We start from the raw sequence: 26,192 nt of genomic DNA, 5'->3' as shown, positions 1-26,192 counted from the left end.
GTCTTCACAGCCAGCCTCACGCAAGCCAGACGCCTTATCCCCAAGACAAACGAAAACGATCGGGCACAGGTACGCGATGAATATTATTATCGGCTTTGTCATCACCGTTGGCTGTATTCTCGGCGGCTTCATGGCCATGGGTGGCCACATCGATGTCCTCATTCAGCCCTACGAGCTCATGATCATCGGCGGCGCCGGCCTTGGTGGCTTCATCATGGCCAACCCGATGAAGGTCGTGAAGGATAGCGGCAAAGCTCTCGGAGAGGCCTTCAAGAACGCCGTGCCGAAAGAGCGCAACTATCTCGACGTTCTCGGCGTGCTTTATTCGCTGATGCGCGACCTCAGAACCAAGTCGCGCAATGAAATCGAAGCGCATATCGACAATCCGGACGATTCGCCGATCTTCCAGACCGCTCCGACAGTCCTGAAGAACAAGGAACTGACGGCCTTCATCTGCGACTACGTGCGCCTCATCATCATCGGCAATGCCCGCTCTCACGAGATCGAGGCGCTGATGGACGAAGAAATCAACACGATGTTCGCCGACAAGATGAAGCCCTACCACGCGATCACGGCGATGGGCGACTCGTTCCCGGCCATCGGTATCGTCGCCGCCGTTCTCGGGGTTATCAAGGCGATGGGCAAGATCAACGAATCGCCGGAAGTTCTCGGCGGTCTCATCGGTGCGGCTCTTGTCGGCACCATGCTCGGCATCTTCCTGTCCTATTCGGTCTGCAACCCGCTGACCTCGCAGATCAAGATCGTCCGTACCAAGCAGCATCGCCTGTACATCATCGTCAAGCAGACCCTGCTTGCCTACATGAACGGCTCCGTGCCGCAGGTCGCGCTCGAATACGGACGTAAGACGATTTCCAACAAAGAACGGCCCTCGATCGACTCGGTCGAGCAGGAAATGATGAATCCTGGTGGAGAAAAGGCGGCATGATGACGTCGAACCAAGCAAACCAATCACCGGCGCCGGGCATGGACCTGGCGCTCCTGGCAAAACTGACCGGAGGTCTCGGCGACAAGAAGACCGTCGAGAAGATCAGCAGCGAATTCGCGCAACTCTATACCGAATTCCTGCCGGACGTCTTTCACAGCGAAACGGGCATCCGGATCGGCGTCTCCTATGTGAGCTGTACGTCCGGCCTCATGACCGACCTCATCGCCGACCTCGGCGATGGCTTTGCCCTTTCCGACGGGTCCCTGCGCAACTGGTCGCCGAACTTCGTGCTCGGTTGCGGCAACGGTTTCGTGATTGCGCTCATGGAACTGATGCTGGGTTCCGCGCTCGAGACGATCATGCAGCCGATCGAACGTCCCCTTTCGGATATCGAACTCGACCTCGCCGTGATGGTCTTCGAGCGGATCGCCGATGTGCTGCGCTCCGGCGTCAACGCCCAGGGGAGCTTCGAAGCAAGCCTTGAGCGGCCCCATAACGCCGAAGACCGCCCGAAGCCGGACGATCTGGTGCGCCCGGAATTCGGCGTCTCCATCCGCATGGCGTTCGAGCTCGGTTCGGTCACCTCCGAATTCGCCCTCGTCATCCCTCAACGTGCCTTCCTGAAGACCAAAGTCACCATGCCGAAGGCGAAGGCTCAGGCCTCCAAGGCCAAGCAGGATTGGACGGACCGCATGAACGATCAGGTCCGCCGCTCGCATGTCACGCTTGAGGCCCGTATCCGTCTGCAGAAGCTGACGCTCGGTACGATCTCGCGGCTCGCGGCCGGCGACGTGATCGCTTTCCAAGACAAGCGAGATGTCCAGGTTCAGGTCAGTGCCAACGGTCGCGACATGTATTCCTGCGAATTCGGGCGGTCCGGCGAGCGGTATACAGTCCGCGTAAAGGATAACATCAGCACGGACGACGAGATTCTCCAACACCTGATAGGCTAGATCCGCGGCCAGCCTGTCGCCGGCATTTTTCGCCAAGGCAGGCTGACGCAAGTTTCAACAGGAATAATCACCGCATGGCTACGAAGAAGACACCTCTCACCGATGACGACTCGCTGATGCCGCTCGGCAATGATGCCGATCTGGATCAGGCCATCGACGATTTGCGCGGCGTCTTGAAGACGGATGCCGATGGCGGCGCGCCTGATTTCGATGCCGATTTCGGCTCGTCCGCAACCTCCGATTTTTCGGCCGACGCCCCGTCCTTCGGCGGCGGCTTCGAAGCACAGACTGATACATTCGGCAGCGGCTTCGGCGGCAGTGCCTCGGGTCTCGGCGGCGCAAAAAGCTTCGGCGGCAACGATTTCGGCGGCTCGACAGCCAGCAGCGCTGCCTATCAGGAGCCGGGCAGCGCACTCAACGCCAATCTCGACCTGATCATGGATATCCCGATCGACGTCGAGATCGTGCTCGGTACGAGCCGCATGCAGGTGTCTGGCCTGATGACCCTCGAGGAGGGTGCGACGATCGCACTCGACAAGAAGATCGGTGAGCCGGTTGAAATCGTGGTCAATGGACGCCGCATCGGCAAGGGTGAAATCACCGTGCTGGAAAACGACGACACGCGTTTCGGTGTGCGACTGACGGAAGTACTGAGCACGAGAAGAACCTGATCCCTGTTTGGGACAGAGAAGGAAGACCATGATGGACTTTGAGGATTTCGGTGGCAGCGCCCTCTCTACGAAACCGTTGTCCAAGGCCGAAAAGGCCGCGGCAGTGCTCTTGGCCATGGGCAAGGGCGTCGCTGGCAAGCTTCTCAAGTATTTCACCCAGGCCGAACTGCAGAATATCATCGCCTGTGCCCAGAGCCTGCGCGCCATCCCCCCGGACGAACTCCTCGAACTCGTCAACGAGTTTGAGGATCTGTTCACCGAGGGCACCGGCCTCATGGACAATGCCGCGGCGATCGAGGGCATTCTCGAAGCGGGCCTGACGCCGGAGGAAGTCGACGGGCTGCTCGGCCGCCGAGCCGCGTTCGACGACTATCAGGCCAATATCTGGGACCGCCTTCAGGACGCCGATCCGGCATTCGTCGGCAAGTTCCTGTCGCGCGAACATCCCCAGACGGTCGCCTACATTCTTTCGCAGATGCCGTCGATGTTTGGCGCCAAGGTGCTGCTCCAGCTTCCCGACAGCCGCCGTGCCGATATCATGAACCGCGCCGTCAACATGAAGGAAGTCAGCCCCAAGGCGGCCCAGATCATCGAGAACCGGGTGATGGAACTGATCGCGGCAATCGAGGCAGAACGCAACTCGAACGGCTCGAACAAGGTCGCCGAACTGATGAACGAGCTCGACAAGAGCCAGGTCGATACCCTACTCAACTCGCTCGAGACGATCAGCAAGGAGTCCGTCAACAAGGTCCGCCCGAAGATCTTCCTCTTCGAAGACCTGCTCTACATGCCGCAGCGCAGCCGCGTCATGCTGCTCAACGACGTCGCCGGGGACATTCTCACGATGGCGCTGCGTGGTGCGACCAACGAGATCAAGGAATGTGTTCTCGCGGCGATCAGCCCGCGCCAGCGCCGCATGATCGAAAGCGATCTCGCGGTCCAGAACATGAACCTCAATCCGCGCGAAGTGGCGATCGCCCGCCGCGCGATCGCCCAGGAGGCGATCCGGCTCGCCAATTCGGGCCAGATCATGCTCAAGGAAGAAAAGAAGGAAGGCGACAAGCCGGCCGAAGCCGCCTGACCTGCCGATCGAGGCCACGAGGAAGCGGAGCGGGAGACATCTCGCTCCGTTTTCGTTTCAGGCCGGCTTTCGCCGCTATTTTCGACCACCCACAGTCTTTTTATCGACTCGATTAGCGCCTAGCACGCGATGCGATAACATCGCTGGCGGCGGCGGCCGATTCGTTTGAGCCACGTCCTCGCAACCGGAAGACCGATTGGTTCAAAGCCGTGTCCGACGACGATAAAGACAGTAAAACAGAAAACCCGACCGCCAAACGAATGTCGGAGGCGGCAGACAAGGGTAACGTCCCGGTCTCCCGAGAGGTGCCGCTTTTCGCCTCCATCCTGGCTTTCTATGTCTTTCTCGTCTTCTTCCTGCCCTCCAACATCGCAAAGATGGCCGAGACGCTGAAGGACCTTTTCGAGCAACCGGATCAATGGCGGCTCGAAAACTCCACCGACGTCGTCTCGCTGAGCGTCCATCTCGGCTGGGCGATCGCGGCGTTCCTCGTTCCGGTGATGCTGCTCTTCATCATTTTCGGGCTTGGCTCGTCGTTCGCGCAGAATATGCCGTCGCTGGTCCTCGAGCGCGTGCGCCCGCAGATTTCTCGCGTTTCACCCTCCAAAGGTTTCGGACGGATCTACAGCGTCCCGGGTTTCGTCGAATTCGGAAAGTCGATCTTCAAGATCCTGATCGTGGCGGTGATCATGTATTTCGCCTTGCGCGGCGAATATCTTGCTTCCCTGGACGCGATGTTCTCGGATCCGCAGGTCATCCTCGTAAAACTGGACACAATCATCCGCCGAATGGTGATTGTTGTCGTCTTTTCGGCGGGGATGCTTGCCGTGGTCGACGTCCTGTGGACGCGCTATCACTGGTACAACGAACTCAAGATGACCAAGCAGGAGGTCAAGGACGAATACAAGCAGGCGCAGGGCGACCCGATCGTCAAGCAGCGCCAGAAATCGGTAGCGCGCGACCGCGCCCGCCGGCGGATGATCAACAACGTGCCGCGTGCCACGCTCGTGATCGCCAACCCGACTCACTTTGCGGTAGCGCTGCGTTACGTGCGCGAGGAAAACGACGCACCGGTCGTCGTCGCCAAGGGCCAGGACCTGATTGCCCTCAAGATTCGCGAAATCGCCGAGCAAAACGACATCCCCGTTTTCGAAGATCCGCCCCTGGCGCGCTCCATGTTTGCGCAAGTCTCGACGGATAGTGTCATTCCGCCAGTCTTTTACAAGGCTGTGGCAGAACTCGTGCACCGGGTCTACGCTTCCCGGTCGCTCAAAAAACGGACACGCTGAGCGTCATGAAGAAATGCACCTACTCCACCGAACGGGAAGAAATCGTTGCACAAGCAATCAGCCCGGTGGCTTCGGAACTTCGCCTGCTCGATGCCGGCGATCTCATCTCACTTCTACGTCTAGAGTGCCACAGCAGCCTCGCCGATCTCGTGTCTTCAGCAGCCGAACTCTATTTTCATCCAGGAACCGTCAGTTTCGGCGCCGGCGGCGACTACAGGCTCGAATGGAACGGCAAGCCGGAAGTCGTCCTCGACCTCGAAATCAAGCCGCGCGGCGTTTCAGTCTATGCGCGCCTGACGCTGGCCGACCAGCTGGCAGCCCTCGAGATCGATCACATCGCATTCCAGGCCCCTTTCGAGGACCCTCACGACAACACCGCCTTCCTGGCAAAGAGCCTCCAGGAAGCCAAGTTCGTGAAGACCAGCAACTCACAGATGTGAGCCCGGCCGGCCCCAAGGCGAAAAAGACGGTCTTCGTCCCGCGAACGACTCAGTGGATGTAACCGAGCCTGATCGCCTTGGCGATCGCCTGGATGCGGTTGACCGAATCGAGCTTGATGGTCGCCGAGCCCAGATAGGCGTTGACAGTGTGGACCGAAAGCCCGAGCTTCTCGGCAATCTCTTCGCTGATGCGACCGTCCCCGGCCAGCTGAAGGCAGGCAATTTCGCGTTCGCTCAGCGATTCTGCCGGAACGCTGCGGCGTTCGTCAAGCGCCAGCAGGTCCATGACCACCTGGCAGCTCCTGACATGCTGGTCGATGATGAGATCGCTCACGAGCTCCATCGATGTCCCGAAGAAGGCGACGTAACCGTTGCCGAGGGCGCCGAGACGCACGGGAAAGGCGATTCCCGAAAAGGGAACGACACCGGCAGGCAGGCGATGCGTCAAGGGCGAAAACTCGCCCGCATCGGCAAAGCTGGTATTCTCCGATCCGTTCCAGATCAGCGGCAGGAGGGACGTCTCGATATGGTCCAGCAGCGCCTCGCCGTAGACACCGACGAGCTGGTTGCTGCTCTCCAGCGCGCCGGCTCCCCAGTTTTCGAGCTCGCATACGAGCTTGCGCTTGTTGGGCAGACCGGCGCCGGCAATGCGGAAGACCGCAAAATTCCGCGCCTTCAGGTTCTTCTGCATGGCGACGAGCTTCGGAAAGATGTCCGACCGGCTCGAAGCGCGCTGGAGGCGCAGATACTGGATGCTTCCAGGTCCGTCCGCCGTGCCGCTGCGCGAATAACCCATTGAAATTATTTTCCTAAACTAAGTTGTTGCGAACCGCATAGGCAATCGCCTCGGAGCGCGTCTTGGTTGCCGTCTTGCGCATCACGCTGGTAATGTAGTTATTGATCGTGTTGCGGGAGATCCCGAGGATTACGGCGATCTCGTCACTGGTCTTGCCCTCCGCAATCCAGAAGAGACATTCCAGCTCGCGTTCCGTAAGTTCGAAGTCACGTTCAGTCCTGGCGTCGGCATTCTCTCCAAAACTGGCGCCGTAGGCGGCGAACAAGCCCACCTCCCTCAGTCGTTCCTGCGACAGGATGATACCGTCCAGGAACAGCAGCATCAGCGAGAACCGCGTTCTGCCGACGCAGAAGGTCAGTGCGCAATACTGCCGGCTGATGTCGTCCGGCGGAACAATGTCGTCAGGCAGCAAGGCAAAGCTGGGGGTGAGCAGCGAGAGGCATTTTTCCAGTTCGGTGGAACGCGCGTAACCGCTTGCGAGCTCCGAGCCCAGGCGTCGTACGAGATCGAAGGGCCAGTTGGAGGTAACGATGAAATCGAGGCCCTGTTCCTGGATGAGGTCGTAGCGGGCCAGCAGAAAATGAGAAGCGCCGACGTAGTCTGCGAGCAGGCGCATGACCGCCTGAATGTTGTTGGAGCCCGCCAAAACCGAAAGACGGCGAACCAACTGCTCACGCGAGAGTCCTCTGGAGCCGGCAGACTCCGCATAGGAGCGCCCCTCCGCCATCATTTCTACCCCCGACAACTCCATTCGGTACCTGCTCCCCGCCACGTGGCGCATTCCTCATGAATGCCCGCATCGCGGCATGTTGCGATTCCCATACAACCCCTCCAGTGCCGAAACGATCCCGGATCAAGCAAATACATCAAGAACAATGGCGGTAGCCGCTTTCCCTCGTCGTAGACACCGGGAGTTTCAGCAGTTCCACCTCTTTGGGACCTCTGGAAGTGGTTGTACGAATCAAGGCCATTGTAGGAGACGCGTTACGAATTACCATCGCCTCGACACCGGATTTCCCCAGTTGCGCCATATTCGTGCTGATTCGCCATATAGATAAATTAGTCAAGTGTGCGGCGGGGCTGAAAAGAAATGGGCCGGACAAGGTCCGGCCCATAGCGATCATATTTTCGTGATACCCTGTCAGGCTGCCTTTTCGAGTGCCCACTTGCGGAGAATCTTGGCGGCGCGCTCTTCGGAGATTTCGACCATCCGGGCCAGGCGCTTTTCGGGGCCTTCCTTGACGCGGCGGTTGAAGCCCTCGTCGTCGCCACCGCCCAGCATGTCGTTCGAGCTGTCGAAACCGAAGTCGGAGCCGAAACCATCCATGAGTGCCGGGCTGCCGGTCGTCGGCGAGAAGTCCGGAAGTTCGAGACCTGCACCGTCCGCTGCTTCGCCGGCGACGCTGGTACCGCTGACGGTGCGGATGAGCGGGCGGAGGCCGAGCCAGACCACAAGGAAGGCAACCAGGACGAAGGCGAGCGAGTTGATGATGCCTGCGACATTCCGGCTCAGCATGTCCATCAGGCCCGGGCCGCTGGAGGCTTCGCTGAGCAGCTGGTTCTCCAGGAAGTCCATCGCCGTCAACGTGACTATGTCGCCGCGGTTTGCATTGATCCCGGCCGCGGATGCCACGATCTTCTGCATCTCGGCCAGATAGGCATCGACCTTGGCCTGATCGGCCGGCTCGCCGACCATTTTGGCGATCCGACCCTTGTTGACGACGACTGCAACCGAAACCTTCTCGATCTGGTAGCTGTTGCGGGTCGTGGCGACGGTCTTCTGGTTGATTTCGTAGTTGGTCTGCTCTTCCTTCTTGTCGGACTGATCAGACGATTTCGGACCATTCGCGCCACCCGGAGGCGGAGCGGCCTGCGGCACGTTCTGCTCGACGGTGGTGGCGTTGTCGTCCTGGGTCTGCTGCGATTTCGACGCTTCCTTGGTGGTACGGACCGAGCGTTCGACGCGGGAGTTCGGATCGAACACCGTCTCGTTGATCTGCTGGCTGTCCGTATTCAGAGCGGCCGTGACGCTGGAACGGAAATTGTCCATGCCGAGGAAAGGCGCCAGCGCCTTGTCGATATTATTCTCGATTTCCTGCTGGACGTTCTGGACGATGCTCAGCGACTTGTTCATCTCGCTGCCGCCGTATTCGTCGCCGGATGCGAGCAACTGGCCGGCGGAGTCGAGAATGGTCACGTCATCGACGTCGAGGCCGGGGACTGCGGAGGCGACAAGGTGGCGAATGGACGAGGCAGCCTTGCGCCCCGTCGTCGAACTGGCCCGGATCATCACCGATGCCGTCGGTTTTTGCTCACCCCTGCGGAAGTTGCCGACATCCGGCATGACGATATGAACGCGGGCGGCATTGACGCCGTTGATCTGCTGGATCGACCGGCCGATCTCACCTTCAAGGGCGCGAACGCGGGTGACTTCCTGCATGAAGGAGGTCAGGCCGAGCGAACCAACGTTGTCGAAGAGTTCATAACCGGCATTGGTACTGTTCGGCAGGCCCCGCTCGGCCAGCAGAAGCCGCGCCTTGCTTGTCGAGCCGGCAGGAACCTGAAGGCTCGAACCGTCCGTACCGATCTGGAAGGACATGTTGGCTTCGGCCAGCGCGATGCTTACCTGGTTGAGGTCGGCCGTATCGAGGCCGACATAGAGCGTCTCGTAAGCCGGCTTGTTAACGAAGAGGGCCGCAGCAATAACGATCGCAATTGAAATGACACCGACGGCGCCTAACGCAATAAGTCGCGTCTGGCCTAAACCGGCCAGATTTTTAAAGACTTGTGAAAATTGAGCCAACAGATTCATTCTGTTCCCACATCGCCAACTAGGTATTCGAGCCTATGCTCAATCGCACCTTAGGAAGCGAAGCTTGTGCGAGCGTTTCGCTGGCACAAGGTTTTGGCGATTGTGGATGGGATCGTGAGACTGGCGGGCGCCGGGCCGTCATGGCCGACGCATGCGATCAGAAAAAGTCGAAATCGCCGGCTGCCTTGCTCAAAGGCTGGGAATGGCCGTGGCGCATGCCATTGGCGAGCGCCTTCTGCATGTCGGCAAGCTTGACGAGATTGAGGGCGGTCGAGACATCGACCATCCATTCGTTCGGAATGCCGCCGGTGATCGTGTCGATGAATTCCGCAAGGCCGCGGGTCTTCTGAACGGCAAGGTCGATACCCTGCAGGACTTTCAGGCTGTCCGGCGACTGCAGGATGGTTTCGCCGCCGAGTTCCAGAAGCTGCGGCTCGACCCGTTCGATCAGGTAGGCGACGTCATGAAGCTCCGAAACCAGACGCATCAGGACTTCTGGAAGAGATTCCTCAAAGGGAGCGATTGGCGTCTTGACGATGTCGTTCATGGCTTCTTTCGCCCCGAGAAATGACTTCTTTAAAAGAACTCGATTGAGCTCTCGACCGGCTTCGGCGGCGTGCGTACCGGACGCTCCTCCATAGCCACCGTCCGTTGAGTTTCGGCGCCGGTCAGCGGATACTGACGAGCCCGGCCACTCACGGGCCAGAACTCCAGCTTGCGCCCGTGTTCCCCGCCCGTTGAGGAACCGACCACCGGAATGCCTTCGTCCTTCAGAAATTGCATCGCGAATGCGGCATTCTGTTCGCCGACATTCGAAAAGCTGGCAATCGTCTTGGCGCCGCCGAAAATCTTCGCCTCCAACCGGTCTCGCCGGGCACCCTGCTTCAAAAGTCCGTTGATCAGCAGTTCCATCAGATGCACGCCATAACGCGTTGCATCGCCGCCCGAGGTCATGGAACCGCCGGAGCCCGGAAGCAGGAAGTGGTTCATGCCGCCGATACCGGCGACAGGATCGCGAAGACAAGCAGCCACGCATGAGCCCAGAATCGTCGAGAGAACAGCATTCGGGTCGTTCAGGACCTTAAACTCCCCCTGGATGATATGGACACGCCTGACTGCAGCGGCGTCATTCATTTCAGCGCTCCAAACACCGCTTCGATAGCGGCCTTCATCTTTTCGATCGTAAACGGCTTGGCGAGGACGTTGTTGGCGCCGAGCTGGGCCGCCTTCTGAACGAGGGCGCGGTCGCCCTGAGCAGTCAGGATGATGAATGCGGCCTTCTTGGTGTTCGGATTGGCGCGGACGGCCTGCAGGAACCCGATACCATCCATCTTCGGCATGTTGAAATCCGAGATGACGAGATGGTGGGGCTGTTCCGCCATGATCTTCATGCCCTGCTCGCCGTCGCCGGCCGCAGTGATCTGTTTGAATCCGAGCTGTGTCAGGGCGTCGCTGAGCAGCAGGCGGCTGGTGACCTGATCGTCAACGATCAGAACTTTGATTTTTTCAGCGATAGACATTTATTCGGTACCTTCTTTTCGGGCGGCAGTTAATTTCAACACTTCTTCTCCAATGGAGCCTAGCGGCAATTGCTGCTCGACGGCTCCTATTTCATGGGCGACCCGCGGCATGCCGTAGACCACACACGTCTTTTCGTTTTGCCCGATCGTGCGTGCGCCCGCACTACGCATTCTGAGCAAACCTGCAGCTCCGTCGCGGCCCATGCCCGTCAGGATGACCCCGACCGCATTGCGACCCGCCAGATCGGCGACCGAGTCGAAAAGGACGTCCACAGAGGGCCTGTGACCGTTTACCGGCTCCTTTTCGATCAGCCGGCAACATGGCGCCGACGGATTGACCACCTGCAAGTGCCGTTCGCCACCGGGCGCGAGGTAGATCTTGCCGATCTCCAGCCGCGCGCCGTCGGTCGCTTCCTGCACCACAGGGGCGCAGATACGATTAAGGCGTTCAGCAAAACTTTTGGTAAACGTGGAAGGCATATGTTGAGTAATTACGGTCGGCGGGCAGTTTTGCGGGAACTTTTGCAGCACTGCGATGAGGGCTTCAACGCCTCCGGTTGACGACCCTATGGCTACAACCTTCCTGCCGACGCGGTATTCTGCGGCGGGAGAGGCGGCGATGACCGGCGCCGGTCCGTTCCGGCGTGGCCCCGACCGGGCTGCTGCCTTCACCTTTTCAGCGAGATCCATGAAGGGGCGAACGTCGCCGGGAGCCGGCTTGCCGACGCAATCGAAGGCGCCGATCTCGAGAGCAGCCAGCGTCGCATTGGCACCCTGATGGGTCATGGCCGAAACCATGATGACCGGCATCGGGCGCAAGCGCATGATCTTTTCGAGGAATTCCAGCCCGTTCATATTGGGCATTTCGATATCGAGGGTAACGACATCGGGATTGAGCTGCTTGATCGCGACCCGCGCTTCCAGCGCATCGCCAGCCTGGCCAACGACGTTGACTTCCGGATCGGAGTTCAGGATGGCCGTAATGAGGCCGCGCATGGTCGGGGAATCATCGACGACCAGGACCCGTGCCGGAGCGCTCATGCCTTCCTCCCTGCATTCTTGCTTGTATAACGATAGGTCGTGATGCCTATGTTATCGAACAGGTTTTTCGCATCGCCGGAGACGCGTTCGGAATGGCCGATATAAAGATGTCCACCTTCGGGCAGAAGTGAAGCGAAACGGGACCAGATCTTCATCTGGGTCGGCTCATCGAAATAGATGACGACGTTGCGGCAGAAGATGACGTCGAAATTGCCCTTGAAGGGCCATTGCGCCATCAGGTTCAGCTCGTTGAAGGTGATCAGCTTCTTGACGCGTTCATCGATCTGGAACCTGCGGCGTCCGCCGGCATCGACCTCACGGAACCACTGCTTGCGCATGGCGGGCGCCATGGTTTCCAGCGCATTCTCATCGTAGATGCCGGCGCGGGCCGCAGCCAGGATCTTCGGGTCGATATCGGTCGCCAGGATGCGGAAGTCGAGATCGGCAGCGTTGGGAAGCAGCGACAGGACGGTCAGCGCAATCGAATACGGTTCCTGTCCGTCCGAACAGGCGGCCGACCAGATGCGAACACGACCGCCGCTCTTGGCGCGGTTGATCAACCCCGGCAAAACTTCGTCGCGCAGGTGCTCGAAATGATGGTTCTCGCGGAAGAAACGGGTGAAGTTGGTCGTCAGATGCGAGAGCATCTCGCGGCGGGCGGCGGCACCTTCGGGCGAGGCCACCAGGACGCAATAGTCCTTGAAGCCGCGCAGCCCCAAAGCCCGGATATGCTTCGAAAGACGGGAATAGACGAGAGAGGCCTTGGAATCGTTGAGATAGATCCCGGCGTCCGAGTAGATCATCGCCGAAATGTCGGTGAGGTCGCGACGCGTCAGCGGGTATTCTCCGCTTGCGAGGACTTCATCCGGTGACTGTCGGCTTTCGATGGCGCCCAAGGGCTTCATGCAACTTCGCTTTCCTTGTCGGGGAAGAGGGCGTCCAACTCGATCATGCAGATCATCCGCTTATCGATGGCGAGAATCCCCCGGGCGTATAGTCTCTCCAGATCGGAGGAGACTTCCGGTACTGGCTGGATATTCTCGTCGGTAATCGTAAGGATATCGGAAACGGCTTCGACGAGGAGACCAACAACTTTGGTCTTCATCTGCGCCACGATGATCACATGGCGCGCCGTCGGCTCGGCATCCTTCATGCCAAGCCGGGCCGAAAGGTCGATGATCGGCAGAACCGCGCCACGAAGATTGATGACGCCCATGACGTAGGCGGGCGCATGCGGCAGCGGTGTTGCCTGTGTCCATCCGCGAATTTCGCGGACGGACATGATGTTCACGCAAAATTCCTGATCGCTGATGCGAAAAGCGATCAGCTCCTTGCTTCCCTGGACCAGATTCTTCACGGCATACGACATATCAACTCAACCCGTGGCGGCTAACGACATTTCAGGTTTCATGGACTGCCCTCGCGACGCTGCGACGACCGCATCGACGTCGAGGATGAGCGCGACGCGGCCATCACCGAGAATGGTGGCTGCGGCGATGCCCGGGACGTGTGTGTAGTTCGCCTCGAGCGACTTGATGACGACCTGGCGCTGGCCCTGGATGGCATCGACCATCAGGGCACGCTGGCCGCCGCCTTCCGATTCCACCAGCAGCGCGACACCTTCGACCGGATTGGCCTGGGTGGAGCGGTAGTTGAGGACCCGGCCGACATCGACCAGCGGGCAGAACGAGTTGCGGATCGAGATCAGCCGCTGATTGGCGCCGAAGGAATGGATGGCGGAGGCCTCGGGCTGCAGCGTTTCGACGATCGCGGTGAGCGGCACCACCAGCGTCTGGCCGGCGACCGTGACCACCATGCCGTCGAGAACGGCAAGCGTCAGCGGAAGGCTCATGGTGAAGGTCGAGCCGTAGCCTGGCCGCGAGGAGATCGAGATACGGCCGCCAAGCGCCTGGATCGACCGCTTGACCACGTCCATGCCAACGCCGCGGCCGGAAATGTCGGAGATCTTGTCGGCGGTGGAGAAGCCCGCCATGAAGATCAGGTTGTCGATTTCATCATCCGACAGGTTGGCGTCGGCGGCGATGATGTCGTTGTCGATCGCCTTCTGGCGGACGCGCTCGCGGTTGATGCCGGCGCCGTCGTCGGCAAGCTCGATCAGGATGCGGCCCGAACGGTGCTTTGCGGTCAGCTTGATCGTGCCTTCCGGGTCCTTGCCGGCGGCTTCGCGCTTTTCGGGCGATTCGATGCCGTGGTCGACGGCATTGCGGATCATGTGGGTCAGCGGCTCGGCGATCTTGTCGATGACCGTCTTGTCGACTTCGGTGTTTTCACCCTCGGTGACGAGGCGGATCGACTTGCCGACCATGTCGGCCACTTCGCGAACGATACGCGACATGCGCTGGAAGACCGGCTTCACCGGCTGCGCGCGGATCGCCATGACCGAATCCTGGATCTCGCGGGTGAGCTGCTGAAGCTCTTCGAGGCCCATGTTGACGGCGGACGTGCCGGTCGCATCGTTTTCGATGACGCTCTGGGAAAGCATCGCCTGGTTGATGACGAGCTCGCCCACGAGGTTGATGAGACGGTCGACGCGATCGAGATCGACGCGGATCGTCTGACCTGCTGCTGCTGCAGCCGCTGCGGCATTGTTCTGGGCGGCTGCCGCAGCGGCGGCGGCGGCGGATTCCTTCTTTTCCGAAGCGCGGGACGCAGCCTTGGTGACGCTCGTTGCGGTTTCAGCCGCGGATACGGCGGCAGCAACGGTCTCGGCCGCGGAGGATTGGGCGGCCTTTTCTTCCTCGTCAGAAGCCGAGCTGTCGTCGAGGATCGAAAGATCGAACGGAACCGGGACCATCGGCAGCTCTTCGCCGGGAGATGTCTCTTCGGCAAGCTTCACTTCGAGGTCGCAATCCCATTCCGCGAATTCGAAGACGGCGCGGATATCGTCTTCGCTCTTGGTGGTGCGGATCGAGATCTTCCAGCTGAAATAGGAAGCTTCCGGGTCCATCTTGTCGAGGGCCGGCAGGGCGTCCGTGTCGCAATTGATGCTCATCTCGCCGAGGCGGGACAGATCACGCAGCAGCAGCGCTGCCTCGTTGCCCTTGGAGTAGAGTTCGCGGCGAGGCTTGAAGATTACCTCATAGGCCGAGCCTTCCTCTTCCTCGCCAAAACCGTCGAACGAGAAGGGGATCGGCTGGAAGCCGCTGTCGTCGGTCGGCTTGGGGGTCTCGGCCTTCGCCACGGGAGCCGGAGCTGGGGCGGCCTTGGGAGCCGGCTTTGGAGCTTCATGGGCGGAGGACGACGGCATCTCGCCATGGGCAAGCGCTTCGAGCTCCTTGACGAGGCCGCGGCTTCTCGACTCTTCGATGCTGCTGCCGTCGCGCGATGCGCTGACGAGGTCGGCGAGCACGTCGGCCGATTTCAGCATCACCTTCAGGACGTCCTGCGTCGGCTCCAGCTTGTTGGAACGCACGCAATCGAGCGTCGTCTCGAAGACGTGGGCGAAGGAGACCAGGTCGTCCAGACCGAAGGCGCCAGCGCCCCCCTTGATGGAATGAACGGCACGGAAAACGGCGTTCACCGTCTCGGGGTCGCGATCCCCGTCGTTCAGCTTGAGAAGACCCGACTCCAGTTCAGCGAGCTGCTCTTCGCATTCCTGAAAGAAGATCTCTTTGATTTCGTTCATATCCATCGGGGGAATTCCTGGCTCAGGCGGTTACACGCTCGATCGCATCAATCAGTTTGGCAGGATCGAAAGGCTTGACGATCCAGCCCGTCGCGCCGGCCTGCCGGGCTCGGTTCTTCTTTTCGGCATCGCTTTCCGTCGTCAGGACGAGGATCGGGACGGCGCGAAATTTTTCGTTGCGGCGAACGCCTTCGATGAAACCGAAGCCGTCGAGGCGCGGCATGTTGATATCCGTGACGATGACGTCCGGATTGCAGCCCTCGAGGACTTCGAGGCCTTCAACGCCGTCTTCCGCCTGAATTGTTTCAAAACCTGCGTTATTCAGGGTCACCAGAAGCATGTTCCGGATTGTCCGTGAGTCATCCACAGTCAGTACTTTCTTCTTCATTGCTAGATCTCCTTAGCAACCAAATTTTCGTGATTGATGCCGATGAGTTGCATCGTCTTCTGAAATGCATCCGAAGCCTTCTCGACGAGAAAGGACTTCTTGTCGTCTTCCCAAGCCTTGACGCCGGCGACCAGAACCTGGGCGCACTGGACACCGACCCGCTCGACAGCCGACGCATCGATCTTGAGATCGCTGCCGCGCATGGAGACCAGCTTGCCATGCAGGCTCGAGGCCTCGTTGAGGTCCAGCACCGCGGCCAGCTTCAAACTTCCAGGTCCAGCCTTCTTTGCTGCCATCAGCTTATTCCTTGTCGTTTCTGAAAGAGGTATTCGCCGTCATCCTCCCGGCCGGCCGTCACGGGCGCGATCGAGACGAGGGCCGGCTGAGGTCTGGGCGCTGCCGGGCGGCGCGCATCCGAATAGCGGCTCTGCCGTTCGATCCGGAACTCACGGACCGTGCGGCCGAGTTCCAGGATGACGGTGTGGAGTTCGTCGGCGCCCTCGCCCGCGCGGGACGCAAGGCTTGCATTCGAGGCGACGTGTTCGCTGACCGACCCGATTTCCGCGCTCAGCCGGTCGAGGCCGACGGCCTGCTCGCCGGCGTCGCGGGCAATGCCGGCGATCGCGTCATTGATGTCGGAGACCTGGCGGACGATGCCGCCGATCGCGTCCTGGGTGCGGTGAACCATCTCGACACCCGCATCCACCTGAGATTTGGTGCCATTGACGAGCGTCTTGATCTCGCGGGCCGCATCGGCGGAGCGCTGGGCAAGCGCGCGCACTTCCTGGGCGACGACTGCAAAGCCGCGGCCCGTCTCCCCGGCGCGGGCCGCCTCGATGCCGGCGTTGAGAGCCAGCAGATTGGTCTGGAAGGCGATGTCGTCGATGACGCCGATGATCTCGCCGATCTTTTCGGCCGAGGATTCGATATCTGCCATGGCATTGATCGCCCGGCCGACGACCTCGCCGCTTGCCTCGACCGAACGGCGCGTCTCGGCAGCTGCTTTTTCGGCAGCCGCCGTCTCGGCGGCACTTCCCTTGACCCTGGCGGTGACGTCGAGCAGTACGCGGGCCGCCTCCCTGAGCCGGGCCGACTGTTCTTCGGAAGCAGAGGCGAACGAGCGGGCACCTTCGGCGAGCGATTGGGTGAGCGCGCCGGCCTTCTGGCCGTGTCCATCGGCGGTCTCGACCGAGGAGCGCATGCCGGCGACTGCCTGGTTGAGAAGGTCGGCAAGCTCGCGATAGACATCCGGCACATCGGCCGGCAGAGAGGCCGTCAGATCGCGATCGGCAAGGGCCGCGATGACGTCCGTGAAGGTCTCGATCGCCTGCGCATGATCGGCTTCGCGCTGCTCGGCAAGGGCGCGCTGATGCTTCTGGCGCTGTTCGTTGAAGCGGAGCGAGACGGCAATCTCGACATCGACCATCACCAGGCGGGTAATCGCGCCGACCAGGTCGAGCAGTTCCTGCTCACGCTTGCGGCCGCCCGGCAACAGCGATTTCGGAGCGAGGTCGACGATCGCGCCGGCGATCAGATGTTCGAGCATTACGGCGTGACCGGCGACATGCCAGCGCGGATCGAGACCCATGCGGCTCTCGGCGTCGGAAAGGACCTTCACCCGCTCGGCATAGAGCGCGTCGAAGCGGGCATCGGTCAGCACGCCCCAATGGGAGGCCTGCAGGTCGTGCAGCCGTTCGATCTGCTGCTCGCTCTCGAAATTGCGGGCGGCTTCCGGAAAGGATTGAAAGCGGTGGAAGAGATCGCGCAGGCCGGTCTTCAGGTGCCGGTCGAGCTGCGGGCGACAGCGGCGCAGCAGATCGCGCAGTTCGCCGTCGAGACCGGCAAATGCCAGTCTCTCGCCCAGGCTGCCTGCCTGGCCACGTCGCGCCTGATCCGATGGCATTTCCTGCACCAAAACCCCGTCCCCAAAATAATCGAGCCAAACCTCCCCGGAGGATTGGCGGCATGCAAGCTGCTGTCTGCCAGCGCCTGGGATGAACGGGGTATGCTCGCCAGACCGGATCAATATCCGTCGGGCATGGGCAACGCGGTCACCACGGGCTTTCCTGGATTTTCATGAGAGGATACCGGATTGGACCGGTACGGCTTTGCGGCTTCATGCCTGGTGGGGGACCGCAGTCATCCCATTTCGCCGTGGTCTCTAATATGTATGGTTAATTCCTTGCCTGAAGGTTAATGGAAGGTGCAAGGATGCCTGTTTTGCTTCAACCGGGCACATATTACCCGCTATGGGCGCATTGCTTCGGCTTTACGCGGGGCGGCGGTTTTTTCTCAGTTCATCGCCTGAACGTCGGCCAGCCCGCGCAAGCCGGCCTTGTCGCCCATATCGGCGAGCGCCTGGAAAATGCGCGTGGCATCGGCAAGCCGGCCGAGGTTGAGATGCGCATAGCCGCGCAGCGACATGAGATCGGATTGTTCGGGCGCGATCTGCGCCCGCTGGTCGAGCGCCAGCAACGTCTCCCGATAGCGTCCGGCCTTGAAGGCGTTGACCGCGCGGTCCGAGAGGATCGCGGCCTGCAACTCCACCGCACGCTGGTTGGTCTGGGCGGAGTCGGCCGCGGCGACGGATGCCTTGTCGGTCAAGCCGGCGCGGAGATAGGCGAGGCTCTTGCCGTAGGCAGCATCGGAACGAGCAGCAGCCGAGCTACTTGCATAAGCCGCATCAAAGGATTGTGCAGCTTCCAAGGGGCGGTTGAGATCCATCAGGCACCAGCCCCTCGCCAGCGCCGCTTCCGGCGGGATTCGGCGAGGATCGAGCGTGGTTGAGCATTGCCCGGGGCGGGCGGTTGTTGCCTGCGCAGGTAATCTTCCGGCCCTTTGGGTGGGCTGCGGCGCGATCCGCGTCACCGGTGCTTCGGTCCGGGCGGTCGGATAGGCCTCTTGCGCGGGCGGTTCGGCAGCAAGGGCGTTCGTCCTCGCGCCATCGACATTCGGTCTCGACGCGATCGCGGGCTGCCGGCGCGGCGCGCCCCGCTCGGTCACCGGTTCGCCGAGCCTTGTTATACGCTCCGACCGGCCGTTCCAGGCTCTCTGGATCTGGGTGACGCCCGCCTTGTCGCCGAGGTCGTCGAACGTCAGCGCCAGACCATAGGCCGAAGGTTCGTCATCGCGCTTCCAGGAGAGCGCCGCCTGAAACCATTCGGCTGCCGTTTGCGGCTGCTGCATGGCGCGTGCATACCAGCCGAACTGCTGGGCGGCATCCGCGTTGCGGGCGGTTATCACCACCGGCGCCATGCGGCGGAGCACGTCGTCCTGCAGGACAGGCGGAGGCTCAAGCGCCAGCAGATTGGCGACGGCAGCGAGATAGGCCTCTTTCGAACCGTCGGAGGTGTCACGCCAGCGATAGAGCACGGCTTCCGCTTCCACCGGCGATTTCTGCGCGACCAGCGTCAGTGCCAGCCCTTCGGCGGCCGACGCGGTCTCCTCCTTGTTGAAGGCGCGGCGGAACCAGCGCTCGGCACCGCCGAGATTGTCGCGGCGGTAATGATACCAGCCGAGCAGCAGCGCATCGGAGGGCAGGCCGTTCGCTTCAGCGAGCCGCTCCAGCCGGGTCAGGTATTTCTCCGGCACCACGATCTTTGCATCGGTATTGCCGCTGGCCACCAGCCGTCGCGCGATGTCGTCGCGAAGCGGCTCGAATTCCGGTGGGCCGCCCGCCGGCGTCCGCTCCCTGGCAAGCAGGTCCTCCAGCATATCGGGCGGCAACAGCTCGCTCGCCTTCTGCGCGGTGGCGAAACGCTCCGAGGAATCGCCGCAGTTGTCGAGGATATAGGTATAGGCGTCGCGGGCGCGGCCCTGCCTGTCGGTCCTGGCGAAGGCTTCCGCCACCCGCCACAGGATATCGACCTCGCTGCACGTGAGCAGGCCCGGATTGTCTGCCGCCATCCGAATCACTGCGTCGTGGTTATCAGCGTCGGAAGACGCAACGAGACCGGCGCGCGCCTCGGCCAGCTTCAGACGGTCGAGAAGATCCGCCGGCGGCTGCCAGCCGGGTTCCGTCGCCTGGCGGTCGGCGATCGCCTTGCGGACATCCGCATAACGGGATTGGGCATAGAGAGACCACATATTTTCGAGCTGGCGGTCGGTATTGATCTGGACCGCCAACGGATCGGCCGGCGGGATCCAGTTCGGATAAAGCGTCCTGAGGCGGGAAATCTCAGCCTGCAGGCGGGCGGTATCTCCCCTCGCCGCGAAATAGCGCAACGCGCTTTCATCGACCGCCGGCTGCTGGCCCGGCGGCACGGCGGCGGCTGAATTGGGCTGTTGCGGGTTTGCAGGAGGGGCGGGCTGGGCTGCTTCCGGCGCCTGGGCGATCACCAACGGGGAAGAGCCGGTTTTGGCAGGCGGGGTCGTATTCTGGTTCGGATAGAGGAGCTGGGCGACGACGCGCTCGGCCTTTTCGGTTGGCGGCGCCGGGGGACGCGATCCCTTGGGCGACGACGGAAGCGCATTGACGGAGCTCGTCATCAGGCCAAGGTCCACCGTCGGCTGACGGCTCAAACCATACAACCCCACGGCGCCAATGCCCAAAACCGTCAATGAGATCAGCGAGAACCGCATACTCACTCCGCTATCGTCCTTACTCCCCGTCTACGCCTCATGCTGCGGGCTTCGGCTCGTCGCGCCTTCTGTTTCCAAGGAATGAACCGATATGGTTAACGAACAATTTAGATTTACCTAATCAAATGGACGAGTCGAACCCGGCAAGCGATTCCGTTGCAGCTCACTCCGCAACGAAGCCGATTACCGGGGACTTCCGACGGGCAATGAATGTCCGCGACCATCGGTAATGCTCAGCATGGCGGAAAAGCATCTGGTTCGAAAACAGAAAATGAGCGGCCTCGGCCATCTGGGTGCAGCGGTTCTGGTTTGCGGACTGCCGCTTCTGGCTGCCGGCTGCGCCGGCCAACCCGTCCAGACGGGTACGTTTGCCAAGAACCTGCCGGCCGAACAGGCCATGGTCCTGCCACCGCCGGCCGGCCCCGGGATCGTCAGCGTCATCGAACGGCGCTACGACAACGCCGTCGATCAGGACATCTTTCTCTATACTTCGGCCCTTACGCCGGGGCAGAACGTGCTGAAAGCCCAGTTCTTCGGCACCGCCAGCCCCTTCAGGCTCAGCGACAACAAGCTTACCTCCACACCGGTCACCGAAGCCGGGATCGCCTCGGAGATACGGCAGGCGCTGCCCGGCGTGCGGATGGTGCGTTCGTCCTTCTTCGTCCAGAACAATTACGGCCCGTTCGGCTACGCCTTCGGGCACGGCGCCGGCAACGACCTCTGCATGTATGGCTGGCAGCAGGTCCGTAGCCCTTCCGGCACCATCTCGCCGCTCGCGAACCACGGCTCGATCCAGATCCGCGCAAGAATCTGCGAGGCGAACGCCACGGAACAGAAGCTGCTGGCCTTCATGTACAATTACACGATCACCGGTGCGGTGGACGACGGTGGCTGGAACCCCTATGGGGAACCGCAGCCGGTCTCCCCGAGCCTCGGCGGAGTCGGGGCGCCGATCTATCCGCGGCCCACTTCAGCCGAGCGGATCGTCCCGGTATTGCCGCAGCGAGCCGGTACAGTCTACACCCGCTCGGCGCCTGCCCCCATCGCCCAATCGGCGCCACCGGCTGCCGCTGCGGCGGCGGCAAGCGTGTCCTCGGCAGCGGTGCCCGCGGTTTCGGTGCCGAGACCGGTCATGACGCCGACCGCAACGAATGCGTCACCGGTCGCGGCGGAGCCGACCGTCTCCCGCGCACCGCTCGTTCCCTCGCCGTCGGGCCTTGCGCAGGCAGGGCGGGCGAATGTCCCTTCGCCCTCCTGCACGAATGTGACCAGCGGGGCCGCCAATGCGTGCCGATAAGCCGAACAATTCTCGATCGATGCCCGGATCTTCCGGCTGCTGGAGATAGCCCAGGATGCGGACATTCCTTTCTGCGGTCATCTGGGCGCTCGCGAGCGCATTGATCATCGCGCTCGTGACGCTGCCGATCAACACGCGCACCCAGCTCATCGCCAGCATCCTCGTCGTCGGCGTGATGGGCATCATCCGGCTGCTCAAGGCGGGCGGGAAATGGCGTCTCGTGGCGCTCGCCTTCGGCACTGCCATGGTGATGCGCTACGTCTACTGGCGCACGACAAGCACGCTGCCGCCGGTCAACCAGCTCGAAAACTTCATTCCCGGCCTGCTGGTCTACCTCGCTGAGATGTACAGCGTGCTGATGCTGGCGCTCAGCCTGTTCGTGGTTTCCATGCCCCTGCCGTCGCGCCCGCCCTATGGACGACGCGATCGGGAGCTGCCAACCGTCGATGTCTTCGTACCGAGCTACAACGAGGACGAGGTGCTGCTTGCCAATACGCTCGCCGCCGCCCGCAACATGGACTATCCGCCGGAAAAGCTGACGGTCTGGCTGCTCGACGACGGCGGCACGCTTCAGAAGCGCAAATCCGCCAATGTCGCCGACGCCCGCGCCGCCGAGTCGCGCCACAAGCTACTGCAGCAACTCTGCCAGGACCTCGACGTGCGCTACCTTACCCGCGAGCGCAACGAGCATGCCAAGGCCGGCAACCTCAACAACGGGCTCAAGCATTCGACCGGATCACTGATCGCCGTCTTCGACGCGGACCATGCGCCGGCCCGGGATTTCCTGCTCGAGACGGTCGGCTATTTCGACGAGGATCCGAAACTGTTTCTCGTCCAGACGCCGCATTTCTTCCTGAACCCGGACCCGGTGGAGCGTAACCTGCGAACCTTCGAGAAGATGCCGAGCGAGAACGAAATGTTCTACGGCATCATCCAGCGCGGGCTCGACAAATGGGACGCGGCCTTCTTCTGCGGATCGGCAGCGGTTCTGAACCGCAAGGCGCTCGAGGTGTCGAACGGCTTCTCGGGCGTCAGCATCACCGAGGACTGCGAGACCGCACTCGATCTGCATGCCCGCGGCTGGCACAGCCTCTATCTCGACCGGCCGCTGATCGCCGGCCTGCAGCCTGCCACGTTCGCAAGCTTCATCGGGCAACGCAGCCGCTGGGCGCAGGGCATGATGCAGATCCTGCGCTTCCGCTTTCCGCCGCTCAAACGCGGCCTCTCGCTGCCGCAGCGATTCTGCTACATGTCGTCGACGCTGTTCTGGCTGTTTCCCTTCCCGCGCACGATCTTTCTGTTCGCGCCGCTCTTCTACCTGTTCTTCGATTTGGAAATCTTCACCTCGTCCGGCGGCGAGTTCATGGTCTATTCGCTCGCCTACATGGTGGTGAACCTGATGATGCAGAACTATCTCTACGGGGCGTTCCGCTGGCCCTGGATTTCCGAACTCTACGAATATGTGCAGACGGTTCACCTTCTGCCCGCCGTCGTCTCGGTGATGCTCAATCCGCGCAAACCGACCTTCAAGGTGACCGCCAAAGACGAATCCGTTTCCGTCAGCCGGCTTTCGGAAATCAGCCGGCCATTCTTCGTGATCTTCTTCGTGCTGCTCGTCGCATTCGCGATCAGCGTCTACCGGGTGTACGCCGAGCCCTATAAGGCCGACGTGACCTTGGTGGTCGGCGGCTGGAACCTGCTCAACATCATCCTTGCCGGCTGCGCCCTCGGGGTTGTGTCTGAACGGGGCGAACGGCAGGCTTCGCGGCGCGTCAAGGTCAGCCGCCGTTGTGAATTCGGCGCGGGCGACCGCTGGTTCACCGCCACGATCGAGGACGTCTCCGTGCATGGCGCCGGCGTGCAGATCTATACGGAAGGCTTCAAGGATATCGCGGTCGGGAAGAGATGCATCCTTCGATTCCAGCCCTATAGCGACATGCCTGTCAGCGATTTGCCGATCGAGGTCCGCAACGTGGAGACGATCGGCGACGTCTCCACGATCGGTTGCCGCTATATGCCCGAGCGGGCCACCGACCACCGGCTGATCGCCGACCTGATCTTTGCGAACTCGGCTCAATGGACACAGTTCCAGGTCTCCCGCCGGCGCAATCCCGGCCTCGTTGCCGGTACCTTGTGGTTTCTCGGCCTCGCGATCTACCAGACGGCCCGCGGACTTTCCTATCTCGTCCGCAACACCGGGCGCGATAACGCCGCAGGCGGACAGAAATAGGAGGGCATGATGAAAAAGGCTCTCGCAATCGCAGTTCTTCTCTTCTCCGCAGGCATCGCGCCGGCCCAAACACCCGCGCCGTTCAACATGGGGCCGGAGCGGCCCCAGAACATGCCGTCCCTGGCCCCTCCGGGCCAGCAGCCGCCCCCACCCCGGCCGGCATCGCCTGCTCCCGGCCCGGTGCAGACGCAGATCCCGCTTTCGCCACCGCGCGCTTCTGGCCAGACCACCCCGAGCCCTGCCCCGCCAAGGGCAACGGCACCCTCTTCGGCGACGCCCGCGCCTGCCGGGCAGGCAGCAACATCGCCACGGCAGCCCGCCGGCCTTCCCGCAGAGCTTGCCGGGCGGCATTTTCTGGTGCCTGAGAAGAGCCTGCGGCTGAACGGCGAAGCCGATCAGCGCTCGTGGTCGATTTACCTGACGCCCGAACAGGCGGCGGCACCGGCAAAGCTCAACCTCGGCTACCAGAATTCCATCGTCGTCGCGCCGGAGGTCTCCGAGCTGGCGGTCACCATCAACGACGTGCCGGTCTACGCCAATCCGATCACCTCGCCCGATCAGATCAGCGACCGCGTCCTCGATATTCCGGCGGGCGTTCTCAAAGCCGGCATCAATTTCGTCCGCTTTCGCGCCGACCAGCGGCACCGTACCGACTGCACGATCGAGTCGACCTTCGAGCTGTGGACGGATATCGACCCACAGCGGACGTTCCTGACGTTCGGCGCGAGCGGAACGAACCGGCTTTCGCGGCTCGACGACATCCGCGCCGTCGGCGTCGATGAAGAGGGGAATACCCGCTTCCGGCTGATCGTGCCGGCTCTCGACCAGCTCGGCGCAACCGATATGCTGATGCGGCTGACCCAGGGGTTGGCGCTGATGGGTGGCATGCCCAACCAGTCCTTCACGTTCGAGAAGACGCCCAGCCGGTTGCCGAAGCCCGGCGAGCTTGCGATCTTCGTCGGCACCCGCGACGAACTGCGGCCATTGCTGCCGGCTCTTCCGGCCGCCGCCGCCAATGCCGCCGTGGCGAGTTTTCTCGACTACCCTGGCTCCGACGGCGCCTCGGCCCTCGTTCTGTCCGGCCCGAGTTGGCCGGCTCTGGAAGGGCTCATCGAAAGCTTCGTCGCTGCCACCGACGGTTCGGCCACGCAAAGGCGTGAGACGCTGTCTACTCAGGCCTGGCACGGGCGCGATACGCCGTTCCTGTTTTCGAATGCGGCGATCGATTTCGCGCAGCTCGGCATCGACAGCCAGGAATTCGCCGGCCGCTTGTTCCGCACCCGCTTCACGATCGGCGTGCCGGCAGACTTTTATGCCAATGCCTACGGGGAAGCGCGCATCCTGCTCGATGCCGCCTATACGGCCGACGTTCAACCCGGCAGTCATATCGACATCTTCGTCAACGGCGATATAGCCTCGACCGTACCGATCACCTCCTCAGGCGGCGCGATCCTGCGTCATCTGCCGATCAAGCTGACGCTGCAGCATTTCAAGCCGGGCGTGAACACAATCACCGTGGAAGCAGCGCTCCTGACGCGCCAGGATATCGCCTGCGCCCCGGGCAGTACCGCCGACAGCAAGCCAAGGTTTGCGCTCTTCGGCAGCTCGCAGTTCCAGATGCCCGATTTTGCCCGCATCGCCCAGGTGCCCAATCTCGCCGCCACGGCCGGGACCGGCTTCCCCTACCGGATAGGCGCCGAGCCCGTTTCAATGTTCCTCGGCCGGATCGACGAACAAACCCTGTCTGCGGCGGCGACCTTCCTCGGAAAGATGTCGATCGCCTCCCACCACGTGGTGCCGGTCGACGTCACCATATCGGCGGCGCGTGTCGCCGGAACGAACGCGCTCTTTATCGGCTCCATATCGGAATTCCCGGCCAACATCCTCACGCAGCTGAAGATCGACCAGGAGAGCCGCAATAGCTGGAACCCGGCGGGTGTGTCGTCGAACACCTCGGCCAGACCCTCCCTGACCCTGCAGGACTGGCAGCAGCGCGCCGGCAACAACTTCTTTTCACAGCAGTTCAGGGCGCTCGGCGACTGGGCGAAAGACAATTTCGACCTCAGCATGGCGATGCTGCGTTTTGCGCCAGCGACCGACGAACTCTACAAGCCTCCGCAGACAGCGAAACTGATCATCGCCCAGGAAAGCGACCCGACGGAGCTCGGCACCTGGACCGCGATCATTTCCCCCGATTCCGCCTCGCTCGCAGAAGGCATGCAGGCGTTTTCGGCGCGGGAGGAATGGGACCGGCTGAAAGGCCGCATCATGGTCTACGAAGGCGACGGCAAGGAACTGCACGACGTGCCGGTGAGCTGGTTCCGGTTCATGCCGACACAGCCTTTTTCGCCGGGTAATGCGCGGCTGATCGCGGCCAACTGGCTGTCGGACAATATCATGTCCTACGCGCTGCTGCTGGCCGCCGGCGGTGTCCTGCTCGGGCTTGCGACCGGAGGGCTGCTGTCACTGCTCGGCCGCAACAAATAATCCTTAGGCTCAAG

At 61.8% G+C, this 26,192-nt stretch carries 23 protein-coding genes; 9 read left to right on the top strand and 14 right to left on the bottom strand.

Going from position 1 to position 26,192, the window contains the following annotated elements; all coding sequences use genetic code 11:
• The first annotated feature begins 76 nt into the window (after window positions 1–76).
• From motA to ACSQ8R_RS00830, 6 genes are all read left to right on the top strand, one after another.
• Window positions 77–946 (top strand): flagellar motor stator protein MotA, encoded by an 870-nt coding sequence (gene motA / locus ACSQ8R_RS00855; protein WP_436251645.1) that lies wholly within the window; start codon window positions 77–79, stop codon window positions 944–946.
• Window positions 946–1,899, top strand: coding sequence for a FliM/FliN family flagellar motor switch protein (locus ACSQ8R_RS00850; protein ID WP_436255341.1), 954 nt, complete (start codon window positions 946–948; stop codon window positions 1,897–1,899). The genes motA and ACSQ8R_RS00850 overlap by 1 nt, the downstream gene beginning before the upstream one ends.
• Window positions 1,900–1,973: 74 nt before the next feature.
• Window positions 1,974–2,570, top strand: a complete 597-nt coding sequence (gene fliN, locus ACSQ8R_RS00845; RefSeq protein ID WP_436251644.1) for a flagellar motor switch protein FliN — start codon at window positions 1,974–1,976, stop codon at window positions 2,568–2,570.
• A 28-nt stretch (window positions 2,571–2,598) separates the two neighbouring features.
• The gene (fliG, locus tag ACSQ8R_RS00840; RefSeq protein WP_436251643.1) at window positions 2,599–3,651 is read left to right on the top strand and encodes a flagellar motor switch protein FliG; all 1,053 of its coding nucleotides are present in this window, start codon (window positions 2,599–2,601) and stop codon (window positions 3,649–3,651) included.
• 209 nt (window positions 3,652–3,860) lie between these two features.
• Entirely contained in the window at window positions 3,861–4,940 is a 1,080-nt protein-coding gene (flhB, locus tag ACSQ8R_RS00835) for a flagellar biosynthesis protein FlhB (protein ID WP_436251642.1), read from the top strand.
• Window positions 4,941–4,945: 5 nt separating this feature from the next.
• Window positions 4,946–5,380, top strand: a complete 435-nt coding sequence (locus ACSQ8R_RS00830; protein WP_436251641.1) for a hypothetical protein — start codon at window positions 4,946–4,948, stop codon at window positions 5,378–5,380.
• A 49-nt stretch (window positions 5,381–5,429) separates the two neighbouring features.
• Here ACSQ8R_RS00830 and visR read toward each other — a convergent pair whose 3' ends face one another.
• From visR to ACSQ8R_RS00760, 14 genes are all read right to left on the bottom strand, one after another.
• Window positions 5,430–6,176, bottom strand: a complete 747-nt coding sequence (gene visR / locus ACSQ8R_RS00825; RefSeq protein WP_436251640.1) for a transcriptional regulator VisR — start codon at window positions 6,174–6,176, stop codon at window positions 5,430–5,432.
• Between the two features lie 13 nt (window positions 6,177–6,189).
• Window positions 6,190–6,906: a transcriptional regulator VisN gene (gene visN / locus ACSQ8R_RS00820; protein WP_436255340.1), complete on the bottom strand. Its 717-nt coding sequence runs from the start codon at window positions 6,904–6,906 to the stop codon at window positions 6,190–6,192.
• A gap of 411 nt (window positions 6,907–7,317) precedes the next feature.
• On the bottom strand, window positions 7,318–8,988 hold the full coding sequence (fliF, locus tag ACSQ8R_RS00815; RefSeq protein WP_436251639.1) for a flagellar basal-body MS-ring/collar protein FliF: 1,671 nt from the start codon (window positions 8,986–8,988) through the stop codon (window positions 7,318–7,320).
• A 157-nt stretch (window positions 8,989–9,145) separates the two neighbouring features.
• On the bottom strand, window positions 9,146–9,535 hold the full coding sequence (gene cheT, locus ACSQ8R_RS00810; protein ID WP_046628163.1) for a chemotaxis protein CheT: 390 nt from the start codon (window positions 9,533–9,535) through the stop codon (window positions 9,146–9,148).
• Between the two features lie 29 nt (window positions 9,536–9,564).
• On the bottom strand, window positions 9,565–10,122 hold the full coding sequence (cheD, locus tag ACSQ8R_RS00805; protein ID WP_046603224.1) for a chemoreceptor glutamine deamidase CheD: 558 nt from the start codon (window positions 10,120–10,122) through the stop codon (window positions 9,565–9,567).
• On the bottom strand, window positions 10,119–10,508 hold the full coding sequence (locus ACSQ8R_RS00800; protein WP_037087108.1) for a response regulator: 390 nt from the start codon (window positions 10,506–10,508) through the stop codon (window positions 10,119–10,121). Before ACSQ8R_RS00800 ends, cheD begins: the two co-directional genes overlap by 4 nt.
• A complete protein-coding gene (gene cheB / locus ACSQ8R_RS00795) occupies window positions 10,509–11,549 on the bottom strand; it encodes a protein-glutamate O-methylesterase CheB (protein WP_436251638.1) in 1,041 nt (346 codons plus the stop codon).
• Entirely contained in the window at window positions 11,546–12,454 is a 909-nt protein-coding gene (cheR, locus tag ACSQ8R_RS00790) for a protein-glutamate O-methyltransferase CheR (RefSeq protein WP_436251637.1), read from the bottom strand. Before cheR ends, cheB begins: the two co-directional genes overlap by 4 nt.
• Complete coding sequence (locus ACSQ8R_RS00785) at window positions 12,451–12,918, bottom strand: chemotaxis protein CheW (protein ID WP_210010618.1); 468 nt, start codon at window positions 12,916–12,918, stop codon at window positions 12,451–12,453. Before ACSQ8R_RS00785 ends, cheR begins: the two co-directional genes overlap by 4 nt.
• 6 nt (window positions 12,919–12,924) lie before the next feature.
• Window positions 12,925–15,201, bottom strand: a complete 2,277-nt coding sequence (locus tag ACSQ8R_RS00780; protein WP_436251636.1) for a chemotaxis protein CheA — start codon at window positions 15,199–15,201, stop codon at window positions 12,925–12,927.
• Window positions 15,202–15,217: 16 nt separating this feature from the next.
• Complete coding sequence (gene cheY1 / locus ACSQ8R_RS00775) at window positions 15,218–15,583, bottom strand: chemotaxis response regulator CheY1 (RefSeq protein WP_037087114.1); 366 nt, start codon at window positions 15,581–15,583, stop codon at window positions 15,218–15,220.
• Window positions 15,584–15,585: 2 nt separating this feature from the next.
• A complete protein-coding gene (locus ACSQ8R_RS00770) occupies window positions 15,586–15,879 on the bottom strand; it encodes an STAS domain-containing protein (RefSeq protein ID WP_436251635.1) in 294 nt (97 codons plus the stop codon).
• Complete coding sequence (locus ACSQ8R_RS00765; protein WP_436251634.1) at window positions 15,879–17,486, bottom strand: globin-coupled sensor protein; 1,608 nt, start codon at window positions 17,484–17,486, stop codon at window positions 15,879–15,881. The genes ACSQ8R_RS00770 and ACSQ8R_RS00765 overlap by 1 nt, the downstream gene beginning before the upstream one ends.
• Before the next feature lie 389 nt (window positions 17,487–17,875).
• On the bottom strand, window positions 17,876–20,071 hold the full coding sequence (locus ACSQ8R_RS00760) for a cellulose synthase (protein WP_436251633.1): 2,196 nt from the start codon (window positions 20,069–20,071) through the stop codon (window positions 17,876–17,878).
• 331 nt (window positions 20,072–20,402) lie between these two features.
• Between ACSQ8R_RS00760 and bcsN the strand changes: the two genes are divergently transcribed.
• Genes bcsN through ACSQ8R_RS00745 form a run of 3 tightly spaced genes read left to right on the top strand, consistent with a single transcriptional unit; the run spans window position 20,403 to window position 26,178 of the window.
• Complete coding sequence (bcsN, locus tag ACSQ8R_RS00755) at window positions 20,403–21,461, top strand: cellulose biosynthesis protein BcsN (RefSeq protein WP_436251632.1); 1,059 nt, start codon at window positions 20,403–20,405, stop codon at window positions 21,459–21,461.
• A gap of 55 nt (window positions 21,462–21,516) precedes the next feature.
• A complete protein-coding gene (bcsA, locus tag ACSQ8R_RS00750) occupies window positions 21,517–23,691 on the top strand; it encodes a UDP-forming cellulose synthase catalytic subunit (RefSeq protein WP_436251631.1) in 2,175 nt (724 codons plus the stop codon).
• A 6-nt stretch (window positions 23,692–23,697) separates the two neighbouring features.
• Window positions 23,698–26,178 carry a cellulose biosynthesis cyclic di-GMP-binding regulatory protein BcsB gene (locus tag ACSQ8R_RS00745; protein WP_436251630.1) on the top strand — a complete coding sequence of 827 codons (2,481 nt, stop codon included), beginning with the start codon at window positions 23,698–23,700 and terminating at the stop codon, window positions 26,176–26,178.
• The last annotated feature ends 14 nt before the right edge of the window (window positions 26,179–26,192 follow it).

This window comes from Neorhizobium sp. LjRoot104 (genome assembly GCF_964253725.1).
Taxonomy (GTDB): Bacteria; Pseudomonadota; Alphaproteobacteria; order Rhizobiales; family Rhizobiaceae; genus Neorhizobium.
Note: the sequence above shows the minus strand (reverse complement) of the source record. Positions and strands in the feature narration are given on the sequence as shown.

Coding starts and splice junctions, on each gene's coding strand:
- motA (WP_436251645.1), top strand. CDS start 77: ATGAATATTATTATCGGCTTTGTCATCACCGTTGGCTGTATTCTCGGC.
- ACSQ8R_RS00850 (WP_436255341.1), top strand. CDS start 946: ATGACGTCGAACCAAGCAAACCAATCACCGGCGCCGGGCATGGACCTG.
- fliN (WP_436251644.1), top strand. CDS start 1,974: ATGGCTACGAAGAAGACACCTCTCACCGATGACGACTCGCTGATGCCG.
- fliG (WP_436251643.1), top strand. CDS start 2,599: ATGATGGACTTTGAGGATTTCGGTGGCAGCGCCCTCTCTACGAAACCG.
- ACSQ8R_RS00830 (WP_436251641.1), top strand. CDS start 4,946: ATGAAGAAATGCACCTACTCCACCGAACGGGAAGAAATCGTTGCACAA.
- visR (WP_436251640.1), bottom strand. CDS start 6,176: ATGGGTTATTCGCGCAGCGGCACGGCGGACGGACCTGGAAGCATCCAG.
- visN (WP_436255340.1), bottom strand. CDS start 6,906: ATGATGGCGGAGGGGCGCTCCTATGCGGAGTCTGCCGGCTCCAGAGGA.
- fliF (WP_436251639.1), bottom strand. CDS start 8,988: ATGAATCTGTTGGCTCAATTTTCACAAGTCTTTAAAAATCTGGCCGGT.
- cheT (WP_046628163.1), bottom strand. CDS start 9,535: ATGAACGACATCGTCAAGACGCCAATCGCTCCCTTTGAGGAATCTCTT.
- cheD (WP_046603224.1), bottom strand. CDS start 10,122: ATGAATGACGCCGCTGCAGTCAGGCGTGTCCATATCATCCAGGGGGAG.
- ACSQ8R_RS00800 (WP_037087108.1), bottom strand. CDS start 10,508: ATGTCTATCGCTGAAAAAATCAAAGTTCTGATCGTTGACGATCAGGTC.
- cheB (WP_436251638.1), bottom strand. CDS start 11,549: ATGAGCGCTCCGGCACGGGTCCTGGTCGTCGATGATTCCCCGACCATG.
- cheR (WP_436251637.1), bottom strand. CDS start 12,454: ATGAAGCCCTTGGGCGCCATCGAAAGCCGACAGTCACCGGATGAAGTC.
- ACSQ8R_RS00785 (WP_210010618.1), bottom strand. CDS start 12,918: ATGTCGTATGCCGTGAAGAATCTGGTCCAGGGAAGCAAGGAGCTGATC.
- ACSQ8R_RS00780 (WP_436251636.1), bottom strand. CDS start 15,201: ATGGATATGAACGAAATCAAAGAGATCTTCTTTCAGGAATGCGAAGAG.
- cheY1 (WP_037087114.1), bottom strand. CDS start 15,583: ATGAAGAAGAAAGTACTGACTGTGGATGACTCACGGACAATCCGGAAC.
- ACSQ8R_RS00770 (WP_436251635.1), bottom strand. CDS start 15,879: ATGGCAGCAAAGAAGGCTGGACCTGGAAGTTTGAAGCTGGCCGCGGTG.
- ACSQ8R_RS00765 (WP_436251634.1), bottom strand. CDS start 17,486: ATGCCATCGGATCAGGCGCGACGTGGCCAGGCAGGCAGCCTGGGCGAG.
- ACSQ8R_RS00760 (WP_436251633.1), bottom strand. CDS start 20,071: ATGACGAGCTCCGTCAATGCGCTTCCGTCGTCGCCCAAGGGATCGCGT.
- bcsN (WP_436251632.1), top strand. CDS start 20,403: ATGGCGGAAAAGCATCTGGTTCGAAAACAGAAAATGAGCGGCCTCGGC.
- bcsA (WP_436251631.1), top strand. CDS start 21,517: ATGCGGACATTCCTTTCTGCGGTCATCTGGGCGCTCGCGAGCGCATTG.
- ACSQ8R_RS00745 (WP_436251630.1), top strand. CDS start 23,698: ATGATGAAAAAGGCTCTCGCAATCGCAGTTCTTCTCTTCTCCGCAGGC.